Raw genomic sequence first — 20,808 nt, 5'->3', positions numbered from 1 at the left:
CATCACGCCGCCGCCCCACTGCGATCGTCCGTGGCGAAACCGCTGCGCGTCCGGGCCGCCTCCACCTGGGTGGCCGCCTCGCGCAGCGCCGTCGCGTGCCGGGCCGCCGGCCGGGCCTGGTCGGTCCGGTCCAGATACCGGGCGGCCTCCTCGTCGAGCAGCGCGCGTACCCGGTCCAGCAGGTCCTCCCGAGCCTTCGCGGCCAGCGTCCGCACGGCCTGGTCACCGAAGATCGCCTGAAGTACGGCCTGGCCGGCGACGGTGGTGCCGGCCCCGGTGGCGACCTCCAGGCCGGTCGGGATGAACGCCGTCGAGGCGAACACCGCGATCATGACGGCCAACCCGGTGGCGTTGACCGCGTACGCCGCCGTGCGGGCCACGAAGCGCCGGTCACCGCCCTCGGCCCGAACCAGGTCCAGCACCCCGCGTTGCCAGTTCCGGACCAGCCGCTCGGCCCGCTCGGGCAGGTCGGCCGAGTGGTGCGCCAGATCCGGGGTGAGCAGTGCGGCACCCGCCGGATGCGCCTTCCACCCGGTGTACGCGTGCTCGGCCGCCTCGGCCGCCACGCCCCGCAGCAACGTCGTCAACTGGGACTCGATGGCGTCGCGCAACTCGACGGCGGGGGCCGGGCGTCGGCTGAACGTCGCCGTGAGGCGGTCGCGGAGCCGCCCGATCCGCGCCTCCAGGCTGCGGAAGAAGTCGCTGGTGCCGATGAACTCCTGCCACCGGGCCAGCACCTCGCCGCGGAGCAGCCGCCCGTCGCGCAGGCCCTGCTCGACCATCCGGTTCGCGGCCCGGTAGGCGGCCAGCACCCGTTCGTCGAGGGCGTCGGCGGCGGTCACCTGCTCGTCGGCGGCGACGGCCAGACTCTCGACCGACGGCGCCAGCGCGGCCAGTGCGCCGCCCAGCGTCTGCCGGACCACCGCCGCGCGCGCGTCCGCGTCGGCGGCCAGCCGGGCGAACCAGTCCGCCAGCGGCGCGGTGACCCGGTCCGGCAGCAGCCCCTGGCCGTCGACCCAGGTCTCCGGCAGGACGAACAACGGTGCCGCGCCGAGGTCCTGCTCGGCCAGCATCTCGGCGAGATGGGCGGCGACCTCGTCGGTGGCCTCGGCGGGCACCCGGTCGAGCACCAGCGCGATGACCGCGCCCCGCGCCCGCGCCCCGTGCAGCAGCTCCCAGGGCACGGCGTCGGCGTACCGGGCGGCGGTGGTGACGAAGAGCCAGAGGTCGGCGGCGGCGAGCAGTTGGTTGGCCAACGCGCGGTTGGCGTCGACCACCGAGTCGATGTCGGGGGCGTCCAGGAACGCCAGCCCGGGGGCCAGGGCCGGGGCGGTGACCAGATGCAGCGAGCGGGGGTCGTCGCTGGGCTGGTTGGTGCGGGTCAGGCCGGGCAGCAGTTCCCCGCGACGGAACCAGGGCGAGTCGGCCGGATTGCAGACCAGGACCGGGGAGCGGGTGGTCGGCCGCAGCACCCCGGCGGCGCTGACCCGCGCCTGGACCAGGCTGTTCACCAGGGTCGATTTGCCGGCGCCGGTGGACCCGCCGACCACCACGAGCAGCGGCGCGTCGAGGCGGGAGAGCCGGGGTATCAGGTAGTCGTCGAGCTGGTCGGCGAGAGCGGCGGCGGTCCGGCCGGCGGGCTCCGCCGAGGGCAGGACCAGCGGGAAACGCGCCGCTCCGATCGCGGCCCGCAGGCTGGTCAGCGCGTCGGGCAGGGCGTCGTCCCCGAATGCCGCGGGCCGGTCCTCCCCGCCGGTGGAGCCGGTGCGGGCTGCGACGGCGGGCGTGCCGAAAGGTGAGGCGGAATCGCCGTTCGTCGTCACCGCTAAAGCGTGCCCGACCGACACAAGGTAAGACAACCAGTCGGTATCGAACGGTGACTTGCGCCAACCCGACTCAACCCTGACTTGACGATTCCGGGAGGCGTGGCACTATTGAGTCAAGTTCACTCAACTTGAGGTGGGGTCGCTGTGGGCGACACCGCCGGTCAGGGCGACGGGGGGCCCGTCACCTGCACAACGTTACGAAGCGAGGAAGCGAAGATGGCACGTGCGGTCGGTATCGACCTCGGCACGACGAACTCCTGCGTCAGCGTCCTGGAGGGCGGTGAGCCCACCGTCATCGCCAATGCCGAGGGCTCGCGGACGACCCCGTCGATCGTCGCGTTCGCCCGCAACGGCGAGGTGCTCGTCGGCGAGGTGGCCAAGCGCCAGGCGGTGACGAACCCGGACCGGACGATCCGCTCGGTCAAGCGGGAGATCGGCACCAACTGGTCCGTCGACATCGACGGCAAGAAGTACACCCCGCAGGAGATCTCGGCCCGGACGCTGATGAAGCTCAAGCGGGACGCCGAGGCGTACCTGGGCGAGCAGATCACCGACGCGGTGATCACCGTCCCGGCGTACTTCAACGACGGCCAGCGTCAGGCCACGAAGGAAGCCGGCGAGATCGCCGGCTTCAACGTGCTGCGGATCGTGAACGAGCCGACCGCGGCCGCCCTGGCGTACGGCCTGGACAAGGGCTCCAAGGAGCAGACCGTCCTGGTCTTCGACCTCGGTGGCGGCACCTTCGACGTGTCGCTGCTGGAGCTGGCCGAGGGCGTCATCGAGGTCAAGTCGACCAGCGGTGACAACCTGCTCGGCGGTGACGACTGGGACCAGCGCATCATCGACCACCTGGTGAAGACCTTCCGGGGCGAGCACGGCATCGACCTGTCGCAGGACAAGATGGCGATGCAGCGGCTCAAGGAGGCCGCCGAGAAGGCCAAGATCGAGCTGTCCGCCGCCACCACCAGCAACATCAACCTGCCGTACATCACCGCCGGCTCCGCCGGCCCGCTGCACCTGGACGTGACGCTCAGCCGCGCCGAGTTCCAGCGGATGACGCAGGACCTGCTGGACCGCTGCAAGGGCCCGTTCGAGCAGGCGGTCAAGGACGCCGGGATCAAGGTCTCGGACGTCGAGCACGTGATCCTGGTCGGTGGCTCGACCCGGATGCCGGCCGTGACCGAGCTGGTCAAGCAGCTCACCGGCCGCGACCCGAACAAGGGCGTCAACCCGGACGAGGTCGTCGCCGTCGGCGCCGCCCTCCAGGCCGGTGTGCTCAAGGGCGAGGTCAAGGACGTCCTGCTGCTCGACGTGACCCCGCTGAGCCTGGGCATCGAGACCAAGGGCGGCATCTTCACCAAGCTGATCGAGCGCAACACCACCATCCCGACCAAGCGGTCCGAGGTGTTCACCACCGCCGACGACAACCAGCCGTCGGTGCTGATCCAGGTCTTCCAGGGTGAGCGCGAGATCGCCGCGTACAACAAGAAGCTCGGCACCTTCGAGCTGACCGGTCTCCCGCCGGCCCCGCGTGGCGTGCCGCAGATCGAGGTCACCTTCGACATCGACGCCAACGGCATCGTCAACGTGCACGCCAAGGACCTGGGCACCGGCAAGGAGCAGAAGATGACCATCACCGGCGGCTCCTCGCTGCCGAAGGATGACATCGAGCGGATGCGCCGGGACGCCGAGGAGCACGCCGAGGAGGACAAGCGTCGTCGCGACGAGGCCGAGAGCCGCAACGTCGCCGAGGCCCTCCAGTGGCAGACCGAGAAGTTCCTCGCCGAGAACGGCGACAAGCTGCCCGCGGAGAACCGCGACAAGCTGAACGAGGCGCTCGGTGAGCTGCGCGGCGCGCTCGGCGGCAGCGACATCGATAAGATCAAGTCGGCGCACGAGCGGCTGGCGCAGGTCTCCCAGGAGGCGGGCTCGCTGCTCTACGCGCAGCAGGCCGAGCAGGCTCCGGGCGGCGAGGCGGGCGGCGCGGCCGGTGCTGGTGCCACTGGTGCTGGTGCGGCTGGTGCCGGTGCCACCGGCGGTCCGGCCGGCGGTGCGCGGCCCGGCGCGGACGACGTGGTCGACGCGGAGATCGTGGACGAGGACAAGAAGTGACGGTCCTGGTCGAGGCGATCTGCACGGGCAAAGGGATGAGGTAGTCGTATGACGGAGAAGCCACGAGCCGCTGACCCGGGCGACACCGGGTCGGTGCCGGGTGGCTCGGCGTCCGAGCCGGCCGCCGGTGAGACGCCGCGCGTCGTCATCCGCAACAACCGCAAGATCAGCCAGACCCGCGAGCCGGAGGGGACGGCGGCCGACGCCGGCTCCGACGTACCTGCCGAGGGGCTGGTCGAGGACGCCGAGGTCGTGGTCGACGCGATCGAGGTCGAGGCCGAGGCGCTGAGCGAACCGACCACCGAGGGCCCGCCGGTGGTGGACTCCCCGGCCAAGCCGGTCGGGGAGCCGTCCGAGGCGGCCGGTCGTGGGCTCGGTGCCGAGGTGGAGGCGCTCCGCGCCGACCTGGAGGAGCGCACTCGGGACCTGCAACGGGTGACCGCCGAGTACGCCAACTACCGCAAGCGGGTCGAGCGGGACCGTGGCCTGGTCACCGAGCAGGCGACCGGCTCGGTGCTGGCCGCGCTGCTGCCGATCCTGGACGACCTGGACCGGGCCCGGGAACACGGCGACCTGGTCGGTCCGTTCGGTTCGGTGGCCGAGCAACTCACCACCGCGCTGGGCAAGTTCGGGCTGACCCCGTTCGGCGAGCAGGGCGACCCGTTCGACCCGACGCTGCACGAGGCCGTGGCGCACCAGACCTCGGCCGACGTCACCGAGCCCACCTGCGTGCAGGTGATGCGTCGGGGCTACCAGATCGGTGAGCGGCTGTTGCGGCCCGCGATGGTCGCGGTCGCCGACCCGGAATAGTGCACGACGGTGACCGGGCCGTCCCACCCGCCGAACTCCGGCGGGCGGGACGGCCCGGAGCCGGAGGTGGGGAGGAGGTGGACGGTTGAGTTCCAAGGACTGGATCGAGAAGGACTACTACGCGGTCCTGGGCGTGGCGAAGACCGCCTCCGCTGACGAGATCAAGAAGGTGTACCGCAAGCTCGCCCGCGAGTCGCACCCGGACCACAACCCCGGTGACCCCAAGGCCGAGGAGCGCTTCAAGTCGGTCTCCGAGGCGTACGCGGTGCTCGGTGACGACGCCAAACGCCGCGAGTACGACGAGATGCGCTCGTTGTTCGGCTCGGGCGCGTTCCGGCGCGGTGCCCGCCCGGGAGGCCAGCCCGGCGGCATGCCGTTCGACGTCTCCGACCTGTTCGGCAACGCGCAGTCGGCCGGCGGTGGCCGGTTCGCCGGTGGCGGCATCTCGGACCTGTTCAGCTCGATCTTCTCGGGCGGCGCGGGTGGCGGAGGCGCCACCGGCCCGGCCCGGGGACGCGACATCGAGACCGAGGTGGCGCTCGACTTCGACGACGCGGTCCGGGGGGTGACCCTGCCGCTGACGTTGCGGGCACCGGGGGTCTGCGACACCTGCCACGGCAACGGTGCGAAGCCGGGCACCGTGCCGAGGACCTGCCAGGTCTGCCACGGTGCCGGGGTGAACCACCGCAACCAGGGTGCGTTCAGCCTCGCCGAGCCCTGCCGCAACTGTCAGGGCGCCGGGACCGTGGTCGACGAGAAGTGCCCGGAGTGCCAGGGCACGGGCGGCGTCACCAAGGCCCGTACGCTCAACGTCCGTTTCCCCGCCGGAGTGGCCGACGGGCAGCGGATCCGGCTGGCGGGCCGGGGCGAGCCGGGCGAGCGCGGCGGCCCGGCGGGAGACCTGTTCGTGCACGTCAAGGTGCGGCCGGACGAGCTGTTCGGGCGCTCCGGTGACGACCTCACGCTGACCGTGCCGATCACCTTCACCGAGGCGGTGCTCGGCACCGACCTGCGGGTGCCGACGCTCGACGGCGCGGTGACCCTGCGGGTGCCGGCGGGTACGCCGAGTGGCCGGATCCTGCGGGCCCGGGGCAAGGGGGTCAGCCGTCGGGACGGCCAGACCGGGGACCTGCTCGTCACGCTCGACGTGGTGGTGCCGGCCCGGGTCTCCGACGAGGCACGCGCGGCCCTGGAGACGTTCGCCGAGCAGACCCCGCCGGCGGCGCGGGAACATCTCGACGCGCGGGTGCGTCGGAGCGGATGATCGGTGAAGCGGTGCGGAGGTGAACGGGATGGACGGGTTCGTCGGTTCGGATGACCCCACCTACGAGGCCAAGGTGCTGATGATCTCGGTCGCGGCGCGGATGGCGGGGATGCACCCGCAGACGTTGCGACAGTACGACCGGCTGGGCCTGGTGCAGGCCGGCCGGGCGGCCGGTGGCGGTCGCCGCTACAGCGTGCGGGACGTGGTCCTGCTGCGCGAGGTGCAGCGGCTCAGCCAGGACGACGGCGTCAACCTGGCCGGGATCAAGCGGATCATCGGCTTGGAGCGGCTGTTCGAGCAGGCACAGCAGCGGGTCGCCCACCTGGAGGCCGAGCTGGAGGCCGCGTACCGCCGGATCGCCGAGCTGGAGTCGCTGGCCCGCTTCCCGGGTCGTGACCTGGTGCCGACCAACCAGACCTCCACGGCCCTGGTGGTCTGGCGTCCCCGACGCAGCCCCGGCCGCTGACGATCGATCCGGCCCCGGTGCGGTGACAACCGCGCCGGGGCCGAATCGTGTCTGCGCCGGGGCGGGATCGTGTTCGCGGCCAGGACCCGGCCGAATCCACCCCGTCCCCAACCTGGCTCCGTTACCCTGAAAATCAGGCCCAAATAACTCAATTCGGACTTGGGTGCTGGCGGGGGGAGCCATGACGGACGCGGCGAAGAAGGTGGCCGAACAGGCGGAACGCCGATTCGACAGGTTGGCCGAGAACGTCCAACGGCGTTTCGACCGGATCACCAAGGGGCGGTTCGCCGACCAGGTCCGCAGCGGTCGGTTCAGCGGCCAGGGCGGCCGATCCACCGGCCCTACCCAGTCGGGCAGCCGGTCCGCCGGTCCAGGCCAGGGCCGAGCCGGTCACGGCGCCGGCCGGGTACGGACCGACCAGCACCGCCGAGAACACGGCGGCCCACCCCGCTGAAGACCGAAGAGGGGCCACAGACGTACGGGCCGGGAGCCACGGGGGTTCCCGGCCCGTCGACACCCCCCAAGTCACGCCCCCGGCTGCCCAGGCACGCCAAGGTCTCGCCCAACAGACGTCCACCCCCAGCGGGTGTCGGCGGCAGTCTCTCCGCTCGCCGGGTGTGGCCCTACCGTGCCCGGCGCAGGGATCAAGCCTGACCGCCCGGAGCCGGGCACGGTAGGGCCACACCCCCCACAGCAACCACTAAAGCCGCCGACCCTCGCGAACCAACCCACCTTCACACCACTCGCGATACACGAACAGCTCCGGCCGCGACAGCAGGACCCGGCTGTTGTGCGCCCAAGTGCGCATCATCTCGTCGCCGTTGCGCTCGGCCTGGTCGACCAGCTTGCGGAAGCGTCGCTTCGGGTGTGCCCGGAAGTTCGTCCGGATCCCGTCGGCGGCATAGATGTAGAGGCAGTGCAGCGCGAACCGGCGGGCCGGGCAGTGCGCGTCCATCGCCAGGTCGAACAGCGTCATCACCAGCCGGTCGCCGGAGACCAGCAGGTCCCAGTCGGGTGGCATGGACGTCAACGGCACCGAGTCGGGCTGGTACGCCCACGATCGCAACTCCGCCGGACTCGGGTCGACGGGGTTGGCGAAGCCGTGGAACGTTGATTCCTGCACGCTCACCGGCCAACCTTCCGCTCGCGTCGGCGCCGGGGCGTCCGCCCCCCGCGAACCCCGGCTGCTGGGGCGAAACGGTAACGCGGTACCCGTGAGTACGGGTAGCCCCTACGGAAAGCAATTCGGCATCGGTTGCCTGGCCGGGGTGGCCCGGACGACCTGCGATCACTTTCAGTCAGTAGGTCGTTACCGGTCATGGTCGATCCGGCGTTGCCGCTCCGGCTTGCTGCATCGCCGCCCGCCGCCGCGACCAGCGCTTGAACCCGGCGGCGTCGGGCAGTCGGGCCAGCACCGGCCCGGTCACCACCGTGATCAATACGTACGTGGCGGCCAGGGCGGCCAGTTTCGGCGACACGGTGCCGGCGCTCACCGCGAGGCCGGCGATGACGATGGAGAACTCCCCTCGGGGCACCAGGGTCAACCCGGCCCGCCAGCGTCCCGGCTCGGTGACGCCGACCCGCCTCGCGGCCAGGTAGCCGGTCAGCGTCTTGGTGGCGATGGTGACCAGGGCGAGCAGTACTGCGGGCAGCAGCACCGGCGGAATGTGCCGAGGGTCGGTGGCGAGCCCGAAGAATACGAAGAAGACGGCGGCGAACAGGTCGCGCAACGGCGTCAGCAGCTCGGTGGCGTGGTGGGCCACCGGCCCGGAGAGTGCGATGCCGACCAGGAAGGCACCGACCGCCGCCGACACCTGGAGCTTCGCGGCGACCCCGGCGACCAGCAGGGTCAGGCCGAGCACACCCAGCAGCAGCGACTCGGGGTGGTCGGCGGACATGGCCCGGGAGACGAGATCGCCGTAGCGGAGCGCCACCACCAGCACGACGACCACCGTCAGCACCGCGACGCCGAGTGCGACCCCACCCTTGACCAGCCCGACCCCGGCCAGCAGCGCGGTCACCAATGGCAGGTAGAACGCCATCGCGAGGTCCTCGACCACCAGCACCGACAGGACCACCGGCGTCTCCCGGTTACCGAGCCGACCCAGGTCCGACAGGATCTTGGCGATCACCCCGGAGGACGAGATCCAGGTGATCCCGCCGAGCACCACCGCGGCCACCCAGCCCCAGCCGAGCAGCAGCGCGAACGCCGCACCCGGCAGCGCGTTGAGCACCGCGTCGAGCACCCCTGCCGGTGCGGCCGACCGCAGGTTGCCGACCAGCTCGTCGGCCGAGTACTCCAGGCCGAGCATCAGCAGCAGCAGGATTACGCCGATCTCCGCGCCGATCGCGAAGAAGTCCTCGCTGGCGTGCAGCTCCAGCACGCCGCCGTGGCCGAGGACCAGACCGGCCAGCAGGTACAGCGGAATCGGCGAGAGCCCGATCCGCCGGCCGAGCCGGCCGAGCAGCCCGAGCAGGAACAGCAACGCGCCGACCTGGATGAGCAGGTTGGTGAAGTCGTGCATCCGAGGCTCAGCCGACCGGTGAGCGCACGGCGGACGACCGGGACGCGCCGAGGACGTCCCAGCGGCGGGAGGGTGCCCCCAGCGGGCGGCCGAATTCCGTCATCATGTCGTGGCGTACGCCGGTGCTCGGTTGAGCGGTCTGCTCGACGCGTGCTCGCACGGGCTCAGGCTACTCTCGCGACGGAGGCCGCATGACCGCCCGACGAACTCGTTGCCTGGCGGTTCTCCCGCTGTTCACGCTGCTGGCGGGATGCTCGATCGGGGACATCCGGCGCAGCGCCCCGGCCCCCGAACCCTCGCAGGTCACCGCCGTTCCGGCGCCCGTCGCGGAGACTCGCACCACTCGCCTGGCCGTTCCGCAGCGGTACGCCCAGCCGTTCATCGAGTTCGTGAACGCCGAGAACGGATACGCCCTCTTCGCCTCGTGCGACGACCAGACGCCCGGTCGGGACTGCCCGGCGCTGCTCTGGTCGACCCGCGACGGCGGCCGGTCCTGGCAGCAACTGCGCCACCCGCAGTCGGACACCACCCAGCAGCGGGACGGCGACGTCCAGCAGCTCTACACCGCCGAAGGGATCCTGGCCCTGTACGCACCGCAGGTGGGGTGGTGGACGTCCACCGATCGCGGGGACACCTTCCGGCACACTCCGGGCGAGGCTCCGCCCCGGGAGTGGCAGGCGGCCCAGGGCCGCTTCCAGCGCGACGAGAGCTCGGGAAAGGTGGGCCGCTGGACGGGGCGCACCCTCCGCCCACTACGTGCCCAGCCGAAGCTGCCCGTGGTGCAGTCGGTAGTGGAAAGCGACTGGCAGATCTCGGGTCCGGACGGGGAGCACCGTGGTCCGGTGGTGGCAGCCGGAGCCGACGACGGCCGACCGTACGCGGCGATCTCCCTCGACGAGGGACGGAGTTGGCGGCCGACCCCGGTGGAGTTCGACGGCGCGGTGGGTGTGCTCCGAGTGGTGCGCGTACAGAGTGAGCTGTGGCTGGTCGGCGAGCGTCCCGATCGCATCGGGTTTCCGGCGGTATGGCGGCAGTACGGTGCCGCCTGGGAGAAGGTGGCTGACAAGGGGCACCCGGAGACGGGGCAGGCCGTCCCGCTGGCCCCCGGAGTCGTGGCGGTGCTCAGTCCGCGAGGTGCGGGCGCGTTGGTCGGCGGCCAGTACGTCGATCTGCCCTGGCCGCTGACCGACGAACATCACCTGCGGATGCTGCCCGACGGCACGGCCTTCGCCAGAGGGCCCGAGGGCGTCCTGCTCGGCACGGGTTTCATCGGCGACCAGGTCTGGACTGCGGTGACCATCGAGACGGAGTGACCCGCTTCAGGAAACGCTCGGGTCCTACTCGGATGGCTTTCGGACGTACGTGCCCTTGCCCTGGTGACCTTCGATCAGGCCCTCGGCCTGCAAAATCAAGAGGGCGGACCGCACTGGTTCTGCCGAGACCCCGTAGTGCGCGGTCATCTCGCGCAGGGACGGCAACTTGGCTCCGGGCGAATAGTCCCCAGAGCGGATCTTGTCTCGGATGTCCTGTGCGATGCGCTGGCGATCGGAAACTCGGGGCATGGCAACAACTCCTGGTAGGCACCGATCCCTCCAAGGGCATCCCGCCCCAGGACCTACTGTTTGCCGGCTACGAACACGCCGACACCCTCCAGCGTCTCGGTGAGTCCAGTCGCGCGCAGGATCATCATGGCCTTGCCGACCACGGTGTCCGAGACACCGTACTCCTTGCAGAGCTGGGCTCTGCTCGGCAGCTTCGTGCCGGGCGGCCACTCACCTGATTCGATCTTGCTCCGCAGTTCGTCTGCGAGCACCTGGTACTGCTGCTTGGGCATACACACTCCCCGGATGGCATGCCCATTCGATCACGCGGGGACCACCAATCTCAAGCAATCGGAGGTTGGTCGTTGACCTACAACTGGTACCAATTGCAGGTTCCCTGTGAACGCTTCCGGATGGCACTGGGGCGCTCATCTGGCCGAGGCGGGTATCCCCGTGGCCCGCCTCGGCCTACTCGCGGGCCCTGCTGTCGTACTGCCGAACCGGGCTGCGGTGGTGGGGCGGGGCGGTCCGGTCGATCGACGGTGCCGGGCCGGGCCGCCCATCCAAATCTCGGGTGCCGTGGAGAGGCGGGTTCACATGCTGATGCTGCTGCGACCGTTCCTGCGCCGCCGAGCCGGACGTCCGCCGACGCATCGGGTCGGCGTCGGAGTACCGACGAGTCGACCGAGGGGCGGTACCCACCGCTCGGACGCGTACCTTCCGTTGCGGTCGGGGCAGGTGCGAACCCGCACCTTCACGATGCGCCGACACGGTGCGGACCCGGCCGAGGTCGCCGCGTTCCTCGACCGGGTCGCGAACGACCTGGATGCGCTGTACGCGGCGCTGGCCGACAGCCGGGGCGAGGCCGATCGGTTCCGGCTGGCGCTGCGCGACTGGCAGTCGCAGTTGGCTCGTGCGAAGCACCTGTCGTGACCGGGCGGTTTGTGATCCACTTGCCGGTCGCCGCCGCCGACCTGAACCGTGCCAGAATCCTCGCCCGGGTGGCCGGGCGCGCACTGCGATTCGTCGCGCCGATCGAACTGGGCGGCATCACCGTCTCCGCCGAGGACGAGCAGCACGTCCGGCACTGGGTCTTCTGCGACCGTCCGCTCGATGGTGGGCGGCGCTGCGTCCTGCACACGGACCATCGGAGCCCCTGCACGACCCGACTGCCGCGTTGACAGCACAGACGGTTCAGCTCGACAGGGCCCGGCACGCGCGTTGACCAGCGGCGGAGGTTCAGGACGCCAGGCGTTTGAACTGGCCTTCCTCTGCGGGGGTGTGCGCGAACAGCAGCCTGTGCAGGTGCAGCAGAAGTCCCGAGTTCAGTGGCTGCCACGACCGTTGGAACAGGTAGTCCTGGGCGTCCCGGTAGCCGGCGAGTTCCTGCTCGCTGCGAGTGCGGAGGTTGGTGACACGGCCGGCGAGGATGCGGTCGGCCCGTGCGCCGTCGGGGACCACGACACCCTCGATGGCGGACGAGGCGGTGATGCTGGCGACACGTGCCCGGTCGGCCAACTGGCTGAGGAGGCCCGGCAAACTACATAAAGTTCTGACCCGATATGCAGATTAGTAGTTTCTTTGGGTAGTTCCGCAGGGCTCGCGAATGGGGTGGAGTGGCGGATGTCACACCCTCAGGGTTGAGCGGAATAGGCTCAACTCTGGTTCTGTCGGTACCAGTGGACACACCGATCCAGGGGAGCCCATGAACACCGAACGCCTCACCACCAAGAGCCGCGAGACCATCACCGGTGCCGTCGCCCTGGCCAACCAGCGCGGGCACGCCACCGTGGAGCCGTGGCACCTGCTGCTGTCGCTGCTGGACACCGAGGGTTCGACCGCTGCCGGTCTGCTGCGCGCCGTCGGGGCCGACCCCGCCGAGCTGCGCCGGGCCGCCCAGCGAGCGGTCGACGCGCTGCCCGCCGCGCGAGGGTCCAGCATCGCGGAGCCCACCCTGGCCCGCGAGTTCGTCAACGCCATCGGGGCCGCCGAGCAGATCGCCCGGCCGCTCGGCGACGAGTACACCTCCACCGAGCATCTGCTGGCCGGGCTGGCCCGCGTCGGCGGTGCCGTCTCCGGTGCGCTCAAGTCCGCCGGTGCGACCGAGGAGACGCTGGTCGCGGCGTTCCCGACGGTGCGCGGCGGCGACCGTCGGGTCACCACCGCCGACCCGGAGCAGACCTACCAGGCGCTGGCCAAGTACGGCGTCGACCTGACCGCCAGCGCGCGGGACGGCAAGATCGACCCGGTGATCGGGCGGGACTCCGAGATCCGTCGGGTGATCCAGGTGCTGTCCCGGCGTACCAAGAACAACCCGGTGCTGATCGGCGAGCCCGGTGTCGGCAAGACCGCCATCGTCGAGGGCCTGGCCCAGCGGATCGTCGCCGGTGACGTACCCGAGTCGCTGCGCGACAAGAAGCTCGTCTCGCTCGACCTCGGCGCGATGGTCGCCGGTGCGCAGTACCGGGGCCAGTTCGAGGAGCGCCTCAAGTCCGTCCTGGAGGAGATCAAGAACTCCGACGGGCAGGTCATCACGTTCCTCGACGAGCTGCACACGGTGGTCGGCGCGGGCAAGGGCGAGGGCTCGATGGACGCCGGCAACATGCTCAAGCCGATGCTGGCCCGGGGCGAGCTGCGCATGGTCGGCGCGACCACGCTGGACGAGTACCGCGAGCACATCGAGAAGGACCCGGCCCTGGAGCGGCGCTTCCAGCCGGTGCTGGTCGGTGAGCCCACCGTCGAGGACACCATCGGCATCCTGCGTGGGCTCAAGGAGCGCTACGAGGTCCACCACGGTGTACGCATCACCGACGCCGCCCTGGTCGCCGCCGCCGCGCTCTCCGACCGGTACATCACCGACCGCTTCCTGCCGGACAAGGCGATCGACCTGGTCGACGAGTCCGCGTCCCGGCTCCGGATGGAGATCGACTCCCGGCCGGTCGAGGTGGACGAGATCGAGCGGGCGGTCCGCCGGCTGGAGATCGAGGAGATGGCGCTGGCCAAGGAGCCGGACGCCGCCTCCGCCGAGCGCCTGGAACGGCTGCGCAAGGAGCTGGCCGACAAGCGCGAGCAGCTCACCGCGCTCTCCGAGCGGTGGCACCTGGAGAAGAGTCACATCACCAAGCTCTCCACCGCCAAGGAGGAGTTGGAGCGGTTGGGTGGCGAAGCCGAGCGGGCCGAGCGTGACGGCGAGCTGGAACGCGCCGCCGAGCTGCGTTACGGGCGCATCCCTTCCCTTCAGGCCGAGCTGACGAAGGCCGAGGAGGAACTCGCCCGGTTGCAGTCCGCAGGCGCGATGCTCAAGGAGGAGGTCGGCGCGGACGACATCGCCGCGGTCGTCGCCTCCTGGACCGGCATCCCCGCCGGTCGACTGCTGGAGGGGGAGACCGCCAAGCTGCTCCGGATGGAGGATTCGCTGCGCGAGCGCGTCGTCGGCCAGGCCGAGGCGGTCGGCGCGGTCTCCGACGCGGTACGCCGGGCCCGTGCCGGTGTCGCCGACCCGGACCGCCCGACCGGCAGCTTCCTCTTCCTCGGCCCGACGGGTGTGGGCAAGACCGAGCTGGCCAAGGCGCTCGCCGAGTTCCTCTTCGACGACGAGCGGGCGATGGTCCGCATCGACATGAGCGAGTACGGCGAGAAGCACTCGGTGGCCCGTCTGGTCGGCGCTCCGCCCGGCTACGTCGGCTACGAGGAGGGCGGCCAGCTCACCGAGGCGGTGCGCCGCCGGCCGTACTCGGTGATCCTGCTCGACGAGGTGGAGAAGGCCCACCCGGACGTCTTCGACATCCTGCTCCAGGTGCTCGACGACGGTCGGCTCACCGACGGCCAGGGTCGTACCGTCGACTTCCGCAACGCGATCCTGATCCTCACCTCGAACCTCGGTTCGGCGGTGATCAGCGATCTGACCCTCGCCGAGGAGCAGCGCCGGGAGGGCGTCCTCGCGGTGGTCCGGTCGCACTTCAAGCCGGAGTTCCTCAACCGGCTCGATGACATCGTGGTCTTCGCCGCGCTCCAGGGCGACGACCTGCGCTCCATCGTGGACATCCAGTTGGCCCGCCTGCGCAAGCGACTGGCCGACCGTCGGCTCTCGCTGGACGTCACCGACGCCGCGCGGAGCTGGCTCGCCGAGCACGGGTACGACCCGATCTACGGTGCCCGGCCGCTGCGTCGACTGGTCCAGTCGGCGATCGGCGACCAGCTAGCAAAGGCGCTGCTCGCCGGCCAGATCCGCGACGGCGACACGGTGCGGGTGGAGCTCGCCGACGCCAAGGACGGCCTGTCGGTGAGCGCCGCCTGACCCGTACCCACGACGCCGGACCCCGCCGCCGCCCCGTCTCAGCGGGCGGCGGCGGGCCGGCCGGGTGAGGATGGAGACATGTTCGGGATCGGGCGCAAGAAGGACCCGGAGCTGACCGCTGCCGTCACGGCGCTCGCCGCCGCCGACCGCGTCGCGTTCGGCGGGGTCGGGATCGCGGGCGCGACGCTGCCGGAGACCGAGGCCTACCAGCGCGTCGCGGCGATCGCGGCGGATCACCCCGACGAGGTACGCGGGCAGCTCGACCGCCTGCTCACCACCGGCTCCCCGGCGGCCCGGGTGTACGCCGCCACGCTGCTGGAACAGCTCGACCCGGCGGCCGGCCGGACGGCCTGGACCAGGCTGCGTTCCGACCCGGCGGAGGTGGACACCGCCGTCGGTTGCGTGCTGGACCGCACCACGGTCGGCGAGTACGCCGCCCGACGACTCGACGATTCATGATCTGACGGCCGGTCGGCTCCGTCCGATCGGTGCTGCCGAATCTTGTCCGGTCCTCCTACGCTCCGTGCCATGACTGCGACCGCCGAAGATCCGGCCGCCGTACCTCCGCCTCGCCCGCCCCGCCCCGGGACCGTCACCGCGGCCTTCTGGTTGCAGCTCACCATCGCGCTGATCCTCTTCGGACTCGTCGCGCTGATCGTCGTCGAGGCGTTCCAGTGGGACGCCGCGATCGACCGGGCGGCACGCCAGGTGCCGAACGCCGACCCCGACGAGGTACGCGCCGAGCGGGTCAGCAGCGTGACCATGTCGCTGGTCTTCGGCATCCCCGCCCTGGCCCTGGGGCTCTGGATGGCGCTGACCGCAGTCGGCGTCCGCCGGGGCAGCAACGTCGCCCGGGTCATGGTCTTCGCGGCCAGCGGTGCCGAGCTGCTGCTCTGCTTCTTCCAGGCGTGCGCCGGCTTCTTCTTCGTCCCGTTCATCGCGTTCGCCGCCAGCGGGGCGGTCGATGTCGGGGAGGCCCCACCGCCGGACGACGAGTTCTGGCAGGAGTCGGAGTTCTTCGAGGTGCTGTACGGCGAGCCGCGCACCTTCGAGATGGTGTTCTTCCCGCTGGCCGGTCTCGGTGTGCTGACGGTGCTGGCCCTCACCGTGGTGGTCGTGCTGCTGTTGGCGATTCCGCCGGCCAACCGTTGGTTCGTGCCGAAGCCCGAGGCGGCCGTGCCACTGACCGCCGGAGGCGACATCCCGAACGCCTACCTCGCCACCTACCCTCTCCCGACGCCCTATCCCGCACCCGGCTATCCCGTACCCGGCTATCCCGCACCTGGTTATCCGATGCCGCCCGGCTTCCCGGTCCCGCCCGGCCAGCCCGCGCCGTTCGGCGGTCCCGTCCCGACCGGCTACGTCGTGCCCCCCGGCTATCCGGTGCCCCCGGGCTTTCCCGTGCCTCCCGGCTTTCCCGTGCCTCCGGGCTATCCGGTCCCGCCGGGCTATCCCGTGCCCACTGGCCATCCGGTCCCGCCGGGCTACCCGTCGCCGCCCGGTCAGCCCGGTCAGCCCGGTCAGTCCGCACCGGCAGGCGAGCAGGCCGCGTTGTCGGACGGACAACCTGCGCCGTCGGGTGAGCAGGCCGCACCCTCGGCCGCTGACCCGGGCGCCGCTGACCCGGGCGACGGTGACCGGGGCGACCGATCGGCTCCGGATTCGGGCGGGAACGGGCGATAGTCGGCCGGCGACGACTCCACCCGCGCCGGTCACGGCTACCGTCGTCACCGACGTACCTGGGGAGGTGACGGGTGGACGACGTGACGGCGTACCTGGTGATCGCGCTCGGGTGTCTGCTGGCCGCGCTGGCCGTCGTCGCGGTCGTGGCCCGGCGGCGGGGCCGGCGTCGGCCGACGGCCGAGCCCGGCCGGCGTGCCACCAGCGGGCCGAGGACCGATCCGCGTCGCATCGGGGTCGGCGACATCGTCGAGATCGGTGACCTGTCGTACGCGGTGCGCGGATCGATCCGGTTGGTCGAGGGCGAGTGGAGCTGGGCCGAGCACCTGCTCGACGACGACAGCGGGCGGTACCGGCTGTCGGTGGCCGAGAACCCGGAGTTCGAGCTGGTGCTCTGGGAACCCCAGCCGGGGAGGGTGCGGACCGTCGGAGCCCCGGCGGTCGACGCCGCCGGGCGACGGTACGTCTGGCACGAGTCCGGCCAGGCCCGGTACACCGCGACCGGTGTGACCGGACTCGCCCCGAGCGGGACCGTGCGCTACCACGACTATCGGGCACCGGGCGGAGCGCGGCTCACCTTCGAGGCGTACGGCGAGTCGGGCTGGGAGGTCGCCCTCGGCCACCGGTTGGATCCGGGCGACGTGACCGTGTACCCGCAGGGGCGCGGCTCGTGAGAGCAGATCCGGTTCAGCTCGACAGCGACCTACGACGACATCACCGAGGACGGATCTGGGTACACCGCTCCTGAGCCGACGCGCCCGCCCAGACGGCGTCGTGCCGTGCCGGGTTGGCCAGCAGCCGATACGGTGAGTCGCGTTCCACGGAGGGAGAAAGATGGTCGACCCGCAGAACACCCCGGTCCGGCAGCGGCCGGGTGTGGTGACGATATCCACCTACTTGCTGTTGCTCTTCGCGATCTGCCAACTGATCAGTGTGGTCGTCACGCTGGCCACGATCGGCACGGTCCGTGACGTGATGGACGAGGCGTACCGCGGCACGAGTGTCGAAGGAGCGGAGAACCTCGCCGACGTCGCCGTCGTCTTCGGCGTCGCCACCGCCATCTTCCTGCTCGTCGTGGCGCTCGCGTTGTTCGGCCTCGGCCTGCTGAACCTGCGCGGAAAGAACGGTGCCCGGATCGCCACCTGGGTCGTCGGCGGCATCATGCTCTGCTGCACCGGTTTCAGCCTGCTCAGTGGGCTGGCCGGCGGCATGAGCATGCCCGGTGGCGAAACCACCGGCGACATGCCGAGCGCTGACGAGGTCCAGCGCCGGCTGGAGGAGGCGCTGCCCGGCTGGGTCACCCCGGTCAGTCTCCTGCTCGGTGTGATCAGCCTGCTCGCGCTGCTGGCCGCGCTGATCCTGCTGGCGCTGCCGAAGGCGAACGAGTTCTTCCGCAAGCCGACCCAGCAGTGGGAGCCCCCGATGCCCGGCGGCAACTACCCGAGCCAGCCCGGTTACCCGCAGGCGCCCGGCTACCCGGGTGCCTCGCCGCAGTCGGCCGAGCCGGGCTACCCGCCCACTCCCGGTCAGCCGCCCGCCGGTGGCCCTGGTGCGCAGCCTCCGCAGGCCGGCGGTCCGGGACACCCCGGCGATCAGCCGCCGACCGACCGGCCGAACTGACCGCCGGTGAGTTAGGCACGACTGCGACGGTCCCTCCGAGTAGGTTGCAACCCGAACACCTACCGGAGGGACTTGTCGTGTCGTACCCCGAACAGGCGCCGCCGCGTCGGCCGGCCGTGGTCGTGACGGCCGTGGTGGTGCTGGCGGTGATGGCGGTGGGTGCGCTCGGGTACGCCGTGGCCGGCCTGAGCATCGTCGGCGGCACCGGGTCCCGGTTCCGCGCGGCGGCCGTGGGTACGTCGGCCGACTCCGCCCAGGTCGACGCGATGGTGACCCTGCTGCGGGGGGTGGTGGTCGGGGCCGCCGTGCTGAGCGTGCTCGCGGCTCTGCTCCTCGCCGGTCTCGCGGTGGGCCTGATCGGCGGTCGGCCCGCCGCCCGGGTCTCCACCTGGGTGGTCGCCGGGCTCGGGATGCTCCTCGGTTGCTGCGGCATCGGAACCCTCCTGGTCCAACGCGCCACCCCCCTGGACTTCGGCGACGACCAGGCCGCCGCCGAACTCGTCGCCCTGGTGGCGGACGCCTACCCGTCGTGGTGGATTCCGATCACCACGACTCTTTCGGTCGCGCAGGTGCTCGGTTACCTTGTGGTAGCCGTACTGCTGGCGATGCCGTCCGCCCACGCCTGGTTCCGTCGCCGCCCGGTGCCCCCGCACCACCCCCAGCCACCGTCGTACCCGTACCCGCCGAGGTGAGCAGACCAGTGACGCCCGACCAGTCGAGCAGCAAGCGGTGGGCGTTGGTCACCGGGGCGACGGCGGGGATCGGGGCGGCCTTCGCCGATCGGCTCGCTTCCGACGGATGGCACCTGGTGCTGGTCGCCCGGGACGCTGAGCGACTCGCCGCGCAGGCCGCCGAGCTGACCGGCCGGTACGGCGTCGAGACCGAGACCGTGCCGGCCGACCTGTCCACCGACGACGGCTGTGCCGAGGTGGAGCGACGGCTCGCCGCCGCCCCGCCGGTGGGGCTTCTGGTCAACAACGCGGGGATCAGTCTGAACAAGCCGTTCCTCAGGTCGAGCCTTGAGGACGAGACCCGACTGCTCCGGCTCAACGTGCACGCGGTGATGCGATTGACACTCGCTGCGCTGCGTACGATGACCGAACGACGGGATGGGGCAGTGATTAATGTCTCTTCCGTCGCTGGTTTCGGTGCGATCATGCCGGGATCGACGTACTCCGCCAGCAAGGCGTGGGTCACGAACTTCAGCGAGTCCGTCGGCCAGTCCGCCCGCCCCTTCGGCGTACGCGTGATGGCGCTCTGTCCCGGCTACACGCGGACCGAATTCCACCAGCGAGCCGGCATCGACATGTCGAAAACTCCCGAGTGGTTGTGGCTCAGCGCGCCCGACGTGGTCGCGGAAGCCTTGCGTGACCTGCGAAAAGGCAAGTTGGTCAGCGTTCCATCGTGGAAATACAAACTTGCCGTAGCCGGTCTGCGGCACGCCCCACGCGGATTGCTGGACCGGGTCGCCCGGGACACCCGTGGGCGCATCGGCCGCGATCGCGGTTGACCGCCGCACGTCGTCGACCGGTACGGCGGCGGCGAGCGCGACATCACCCGATCCGAACCGCCGATCGACGTAGCGTAGTCGGACATCGCCACTCATCTGTCCCCCGGAAGGGTTGCCCCGGGTGGCCCGTCCACCCGGCACACAGACTTGCGCAGTACCCTCTATCGCCATGGGGGACCACGACGACCTGCGTAAATTCATCTCCGACCTGGCTGTGGTCCACGGTCGGGTAGTGCTCTCCTCCGGGCAGGAGGCCGACTGGTACGTCGATCTGCGTCGCATCACGCTCCATAACCGGGCGGCCCCTTTGGTCGGTCGGGTGATGCGAGAGTTGACCGCCGACTGGTCGTACGACGCAGTCGGTGGCCTGACATTGGGCGCCGACCCGATCGCCATGTCGATGCTGCACGCGACCGGCCGTCCGTTGGACGCGTTCGTGGTGCGGAAAGCGGGCAAGGCGCACGGGTTGCAACGCCGAATCGAAGGTCCCGACGTGTCCGGACGTCGGGTGCTGGCGGTGGAGGACACCTCCACCACCGGCGGAAGTGTGATGACCGCCGTCGAGGCCCTTCGCGAGGCCGGGGCCGACGTGGTGGGGGTGGCGGTTATCGTTGATCGTGGCGCCGGCGACGCGGTGCGAGCCGCCGGACTGCCCTATCGGGCGGCCTATACGTTGGCTGACCTCGGCCTTGTGGCGTAAAAGTCTGCCGATTCGGATCTGCTGATATGCAGCCGGATCGATGCTGCTGGTGGAAGGATGGAATACGTGGGAACTGCGTTGGCCGAAATGACTATGCCTCAGATCTCGCCGCTTGCCGGCGAGCCGATCGAACGCGCCGACGCCGAGCGGCTGGCAGGGGTCCTCAAGGCCCTTGCCGACCCCGCCCGGCTGCGGCTGCTCAGCCTGATCCAGTCGGCGCCCGAGGGTGAGGCGTGCGTGTGCGACTTGACCGCACCGCTCGGACTCTCCCAGCCGACCGTCAGCCACCACCTGCGTATCCTCACCGAGGCCGGCTTGCTGGAGCGGGAGAAGCGCGGTGTGTGGGCCTACTACCGGCTGGTCCCGAGCGCGATCGCGACGATCGCCGACCTGCTGACTCCGCCGCGGAAGCGGGCCACCAAGAAGGCTCGCTGAACCGAAACCGCTTGGTGGCCGC

General features: G+C 71.0%; 24 protein-coding genes. 17 read left to right on the top strand and 7 right to left on the bottom strand.

The window, feature by feature from the left end; genetic code table 11:
- Positions 1 to 2: 2 nt before the first annotated feature.
- Positions 3 to 1,823: a GTPase domain-containing protein gene (locus ABT008_RS19565; RefSeq protein ID WP_350697633.1), complete on the bottom strand. Its 1,821-nt coding sequence runs from the start codon at positions 1,821 to 1,823 to the stop codon at positions 3 to 5.
- Between the two features lie 219 nt (positions 1,824 to 2,042).
- On the opposite strand from ABT008_RS19565, the gene dnaK reads away from it, so the two are divergent.
- The 5 genes from dnaK (at position 2,043) to ABT008_RS19540 (ending at position 6,932) form a co-directional block, all read left to right on the top strand.
- Positions 2,043 to 3,938: a molecular chaperone DnaK gene (gene dnaK / locus ABT008_RS19560; RefSeq protein WP_350697632.1), complete on the top strand. Its 1,896-nt coding sequence runs from the start codon at positions 2,043 to 2,045 to the stop codon at positions 3,936 to 3,938.
- Between the two features lie 48 nt (positions 3,939 to 3,986).
- A complete protein-coding gene (gene grpE, locus ABT008_RS19555) occupies positions 3,987 to 4,748 on the top strand; it encodes a nucleotide exchange factor GrpE (protein WP_350697631.1) in 762 nt (253 codons plus the stop codon).
- An 85-nt stretch (positions 4,749 to 4,833) separates the two neighbouring features.
- Positions 4,834 to 6,012 (top strand): molecular chaperone DnaJ, encoded by a 1,179-nt coding sequence (gene dnaJ, locus ABT008_RS19550; protein WP_350697630.1) that lies wholly within the window; start codon positions 4,834 to 4,836, stop codon positions 6,010 to 6,012.
- Between the two features lie 28 nt (positions 6,013 to 6,040).
- Positions 6,041 to 6,478, top strand: a complete 438-nt coding sequence (locus ABT008_RS19545) for a heat shock protein transcriptional repressor HspR (RefSeq protein ID WP_350697629.1) — start codon at positions 6,041 to 6,043, stop codon at positions 6,476 to 6,478.
- 181 nt (positions 6,479 to 6,659) lie between these two features.
- Positions 6,660 to 6,932, top strand: coding sequence for a hypothetical protein (locus tag ABT008_RS19540; protein ID WP_350697628.1), 273 nt, complete (start codon positions 6,660 to 6,662; stop codon positions 6,930 to 6,932).
- 246 nt (positions 6,933 to 7,178) lie between these two features.
- Here the strand turns inward: ABT008_RS19540 and ABT008_RS19535 are convergent, their stop codons facing one another.
- From ABT008_RS19535 to ABT008_RS19525, 3 genes are all read right to left on the bottom strand, one after another.
- Positions 7,179 to 7,607, bottom strand: a complete 429-nt coding sequence (locus tag ABT008_RS19535) for a hypothetical protein (RefSeq protein WP_350697627.1) — start codon at positions 7,605 to 7,607, stop codon at positions 7,179 to 7,181.
- A 187-nt stretch (positions 7,608 to 7,794) separates the two neighbouring features.
- Positions 7,795 to 9,003: a cation:proton antiporter gene (locus ABT008_RS19530; RefSeq protein ID WP_350697626.1), complete on the bottom strand. Its 1,209-nt coding sequence runs from the start codon at positions 9,001 to 9,003 to the stop codon at positions 7,795 to 7,797.
- Between the two features lie 7 nt (positions 9,004 to 9,010).
- Entirely contained in the window at positions 9,011 to 9,163 is a 153-nt protein-coding gene (locus tag ABT008_RS19525) for a hypothetical protein (RefSeq protein WP_350697625.1), read from the bottom strand.
- Positions 9,164 to 9,194: 31 nt separating this feature from the next.
- Here ABT008_RS19525 and ABT008_RS19520 point away from each other — a divergent pair, with 31 nt between their 5' ends.
- Positions 9,195 to 10,316 (top strand): hypothetical protein, encoded by a 1,122-nt coding sequence (locus tag ABT008_RS19520; RefSeq protein WP_350697624.1) that lies wholly within the window; start codon positions 9,195 to 9,197, stop codon positions 10,314 to 10,316.
- Between the two features lie 24 nt (positions 10,317 to 10,340).
- Here the strand turns inward: ABT008_RS19520 and ABT008_RS19515 are convergent, their stop codons facing one another.
- Both ABT008_RS19515 and ABT008_RS19510 read right to left on the bottom strand, forming a co-directional pair.
- Positions 10,341 to 10,565 (bottom strand): winged helix-turn-helix domain-containing protein, encoded by a 225-nt coding sequence (locus tag ABT008_RS19515; RefSeq protein WP_350697623.1) that lies wholly within the window; start codon positions 10,563 to 10,565, stop codon positions 10,341 to 10,343.
- Positions 10,566 to 10,618: 53 nt separating this feature from the next.
- Complete coding sequence (locus ABT008_RS19510) at positions 10,619 to 10,837, bottom strand: winged helix-turn-helix domain-containing protein (protein ID WP_350697622.1); 219 nt, start codon at positions 10,835 to 10,837, stop codon at positions 10,619 to 10,621.
- Between the two features lie 304 nt (positions 10,838 to 11,141).
- On the opposite strand from ABT008_RS19510, the gene ABT008_RS19505 reads away from it, so the two are divergent.
- Both ABT008_RS19505 and ABT008_RS19500 read left to right on the top strand, forming a co-directional pair.
- Positions 11,142 to 11,477: a DivIVA domain-containing protein gene (locus ABT008_RS19505; protein ID WP_350697621.1), complete on the top strand. Its 336-nt coding sequence runs from the start codon at positions 11,142 to 11,144 to the stop codon at positions 11,475 to 11,477.
- Positions 11,474 to 11,725, top strand: a complete 252-nt coding sequence (locus ABT008_RS19500; protein ID WP_350697620.1) for a hypothetical protein — start codon at positions 11,474 to 11,476, stop codon at positions 11,723 to 11,725. The genes ABT008_RS19505 and ABT008_RS19500 overlap by 4 nt, the downstream gene beginning before the upstream one ends.
- A gap of 58 nt (positions 11,726 to 11,783) precedes the next feature.
- Here ABT008_RS19500 and ABT008_RS19495 read toward each other — a convergent pair whose 3' ends face one another.
- On the bottom strand, positions 11,784 to 12,083 hold the full coding sequence (locus ABT008_RS19495; RefSeq protein WP_350697619.1) for a Fic family protein: 300 nt from the start codon (positions 12,081 to 12,083) through the stop codon (positions 11,784 to 11,786).
- A gap of 166 nt (positions 12,084 to 12,249) precedes the next feature.
- Here ABT008_RS19495 and clpB point away from each other — a divergent pair, with 166 nt between their 5' ends.
- The 9 genes from clpB (at position 12,250) to ABT008_RS19450 (ending at position 20,786) form a co-directional block, all read left to right on the top strand.
- Positions 12,250 to 14,841 carry an ATP-dependent chaperone ClpB gene (gene clpB, locus ABT008_RS19490; RefSeq protein ID WP_350697618.1) on the top strand — a complete coding sequence of 864 codons (2,592 nt, stop codon included), beginning with the start codon at positions 12,250 to 12,252 and terminating at the stop codon, positions 14,839 to 14,841.
- 78 nt (positions 14,842 to 14,919) lie between these two features.
- The gene (locus tag ABT008_RS19485) at positions 14,920 to 15,300 is read left to right on the top strand and encodes a hypothetical protein (protein ID WP_350697617.1); all 381 of its coding nucleotides are present in this window, start codon (positions 14,920 to 14,922) and stop codon (positions 15,298 to 15,300) included.
- Positions 15,301 to 15,369: 69 nt separating this feature from the next.
- Positions 15,370 to 16,524 (top strand): hypothetical protein, encoded by a 1,155-nt coding sequence (locus ABT008_RS19480; protein WP_350697616.1) that lies wholly within the window; start codon positions 15,370 to 15,372, stop codon positions 16,522 to 16,524.
- Between the two features lie 71 nt (positions 16,525 to 16,595).
- Positions 16,596 to 17,195, top strand: coding sequence for a DUF4178 domain-containing protein (locus ABT008_RS19475; RefSeq protein ID WP_350697615.1), 600 nt, complete (start codon positions 16,596 to 16,598; stop codon positions 17,193 to 17,195).
- A gap of 160 nt (positions 17,196 to 17,355) precedes the next feature.
- The gene (locus tag ABT008_RS19470) at positions 17,356 to 18,141 is read left to right on the top strand and encodes a hypothetical protein (protein WP_350697614.1); all 786 of its coding nucleotides are present in this window, start codon (positions 17,356 to 17,358) and stop codon (positions 18,139 to 18,141) included.
- A gap of 77 nt (positions 18,142 to 18,218) precedes the next feature.
- Positions 18,219 to 18,833: a hypothetical protein gene (locus ABT008_RS19465; RefSeq protein WP_350697613.1), complete on the top strand. Its 615-nt coding sequence runs from the start codon at positions 18,219 to 18,221 to the stop codon at positions 18,831 to 18,833.
- Between the two features lie 8 nt (positions 18,834 to 18,841).
- Positions 18,842 to 19,651, top strand: a complete 810-nt coding sequence (locus ABT008_RS19460) for an SDR family NAD(P)-dependent oxidoreductase (protein ID WP_350697683.1) — start codon at positions 18,842 to 18,844, stop codon at positions 19,649 to 19,651.
- A gap of 169 nt (positions 19,652 to 19,820) precedes the next feature.
- Positions 19,821 to 20,351: an orotate phosphoribosyltransferase gene (locus tag ABT008_RS19455; RefSeq protein WP_350697612.1), complete on the top strand. Its 531-nt coding sequence runs from the start codon at positions 19,821 to 19,823 to the stop codon at positions 20,349 to 20,351.
- Between the two features lie 57 nt (positions 20,352 to 20,408).
- On the top strand, positions 20,409 to 20,786 hold the full coding sequence (locus ABT008_RS19450) for an ArsR/SmtB family transcription factor (RefSeq protein ID WP_007454255.1): 378 nt from the start codon (positions 20,409 to 20,411) through the stop codon (positions 20,784 to 20,786).
- The last annotated feature ends 22 nt before the right edge of the window (positions 20,787 to 20,808 follow it).

The organism is Micromonospora sp. NPDC002389, from assembly GCF_040296095.1.
In the GTDB taxonomy this organism is placed as follows: Bacteria; Actinomycetota; Actinomycetes; order Mycobacteriales; family Micromonosporaceae; genus Micromonospora.
Note: the sequence above shows the minus strand (reverse complement) of the source record. Positions and strands in the feature narration are given on the sequence as shown.

Bases quoted from the DNA above. Each gene is read 5' to 3' on its own strand.
- dnaK (WP_350697632.1), top strand. From the start codon at position 2,043: ATGGCACGTGCGGTCGGTATCGACCTCGGCACGACGAACTCCTGCGTC.
- grpE (WP_350697631.1), top strand. From the start codon at position 3,987: ATGACGGAGAAGCCACGAGCCGCTGACCCGGGCGACACCGGGTCGGTG.
- ABT008_RS19545 (WP_350697629.1), top strand. From the start codon at position 6,041: ATGGACGGGTTCGTCGGTTCGGATGACCCCACCTACGAGGCCAAGGTG.
- ABT008_RS19540 (WP_350697628.1), top strand. From the start codon at position 6,660: ATGACGGACGCGGCGAAGAAGGTGGCCGAACAGGCGGAACGCCGATTC.
- ABT008_RS19530 (WP_350697626.1), bottom strand. From the start codon at position 9,003: ATGCACGACTTCACCAACCTGCTCATCCAGGTCGGCGCGTTGCTGTTC.
- ABT008_RS19520 (WP_350697624.1), top strand. From the start codon at position 9,195: ATGACCGCCCGACGAACTCGTTGCCTGGCGGTTCTCCCGCTGTTCACG.
- ABT008_RS19515 (WP_350697623.1), bottom strand. From the start codon at position 10,565: ATGCCCCGAGTTTCCGATCGCCAGCGCATCGCACAGGACATCCGAGAC.
- ABT008_RS19510 (WP_350697622.1), bottom strand. From the start codon at position 10,837: ATGCCCAAGCAGCAGTACCAGGTGCTCGCAGACGAACTGCGGAGCAAG.
- ABT008_RS19505 (WP_350697621.1), top strand. From the start codon at position 11,142: ATGCTGATGCTGCTGCGACCGTTCCTGCGCCGCCGAGCCGGACGTCCG.
- clpB (WP_350697618.1), top strand. From the start codon at position 12,250: ATGAACACCGAACGCCTCACCACCAAGAGCCGCGAGACCATCACCGGT.
- ABT008_RS19485 (WP_350697617.1), top strand. From the start codon at position 14,920: ATGTTCGGGATCGGGCGCAAGAAGGACCCGGAGCTGACCGCTGCCGTC.
- ABT008_RS19480 (WP_350697616.1), top strand. From the start codon at position 15,370: ATGACTGCGACCGCCGAAGATCCGGCCGCCGTACCTCCGCCTCGCCCG.
- ABT008_RS19470 (WP_350697614.1), top strand. From the start codon at position 17,356: ATGGTCGACCCGCAGAACACCCCGGTCCGGCAGCGGCCGGGTGTGGTG.
- ABT008_RS19455 (WP_350697612.1), top strand. From the start codon at position 19,821: ATGGGGGACCACGACGACCTGCGTAAATTCATCTCCGACCTGGCTGTG.
- ABT008_RS19450 (WP_007454255.1), top strand. From the start codon at position 20,409: ATGGAATACGTGGGAACTGCGTTGGCCGAAATGACTATGCCTCAGATC.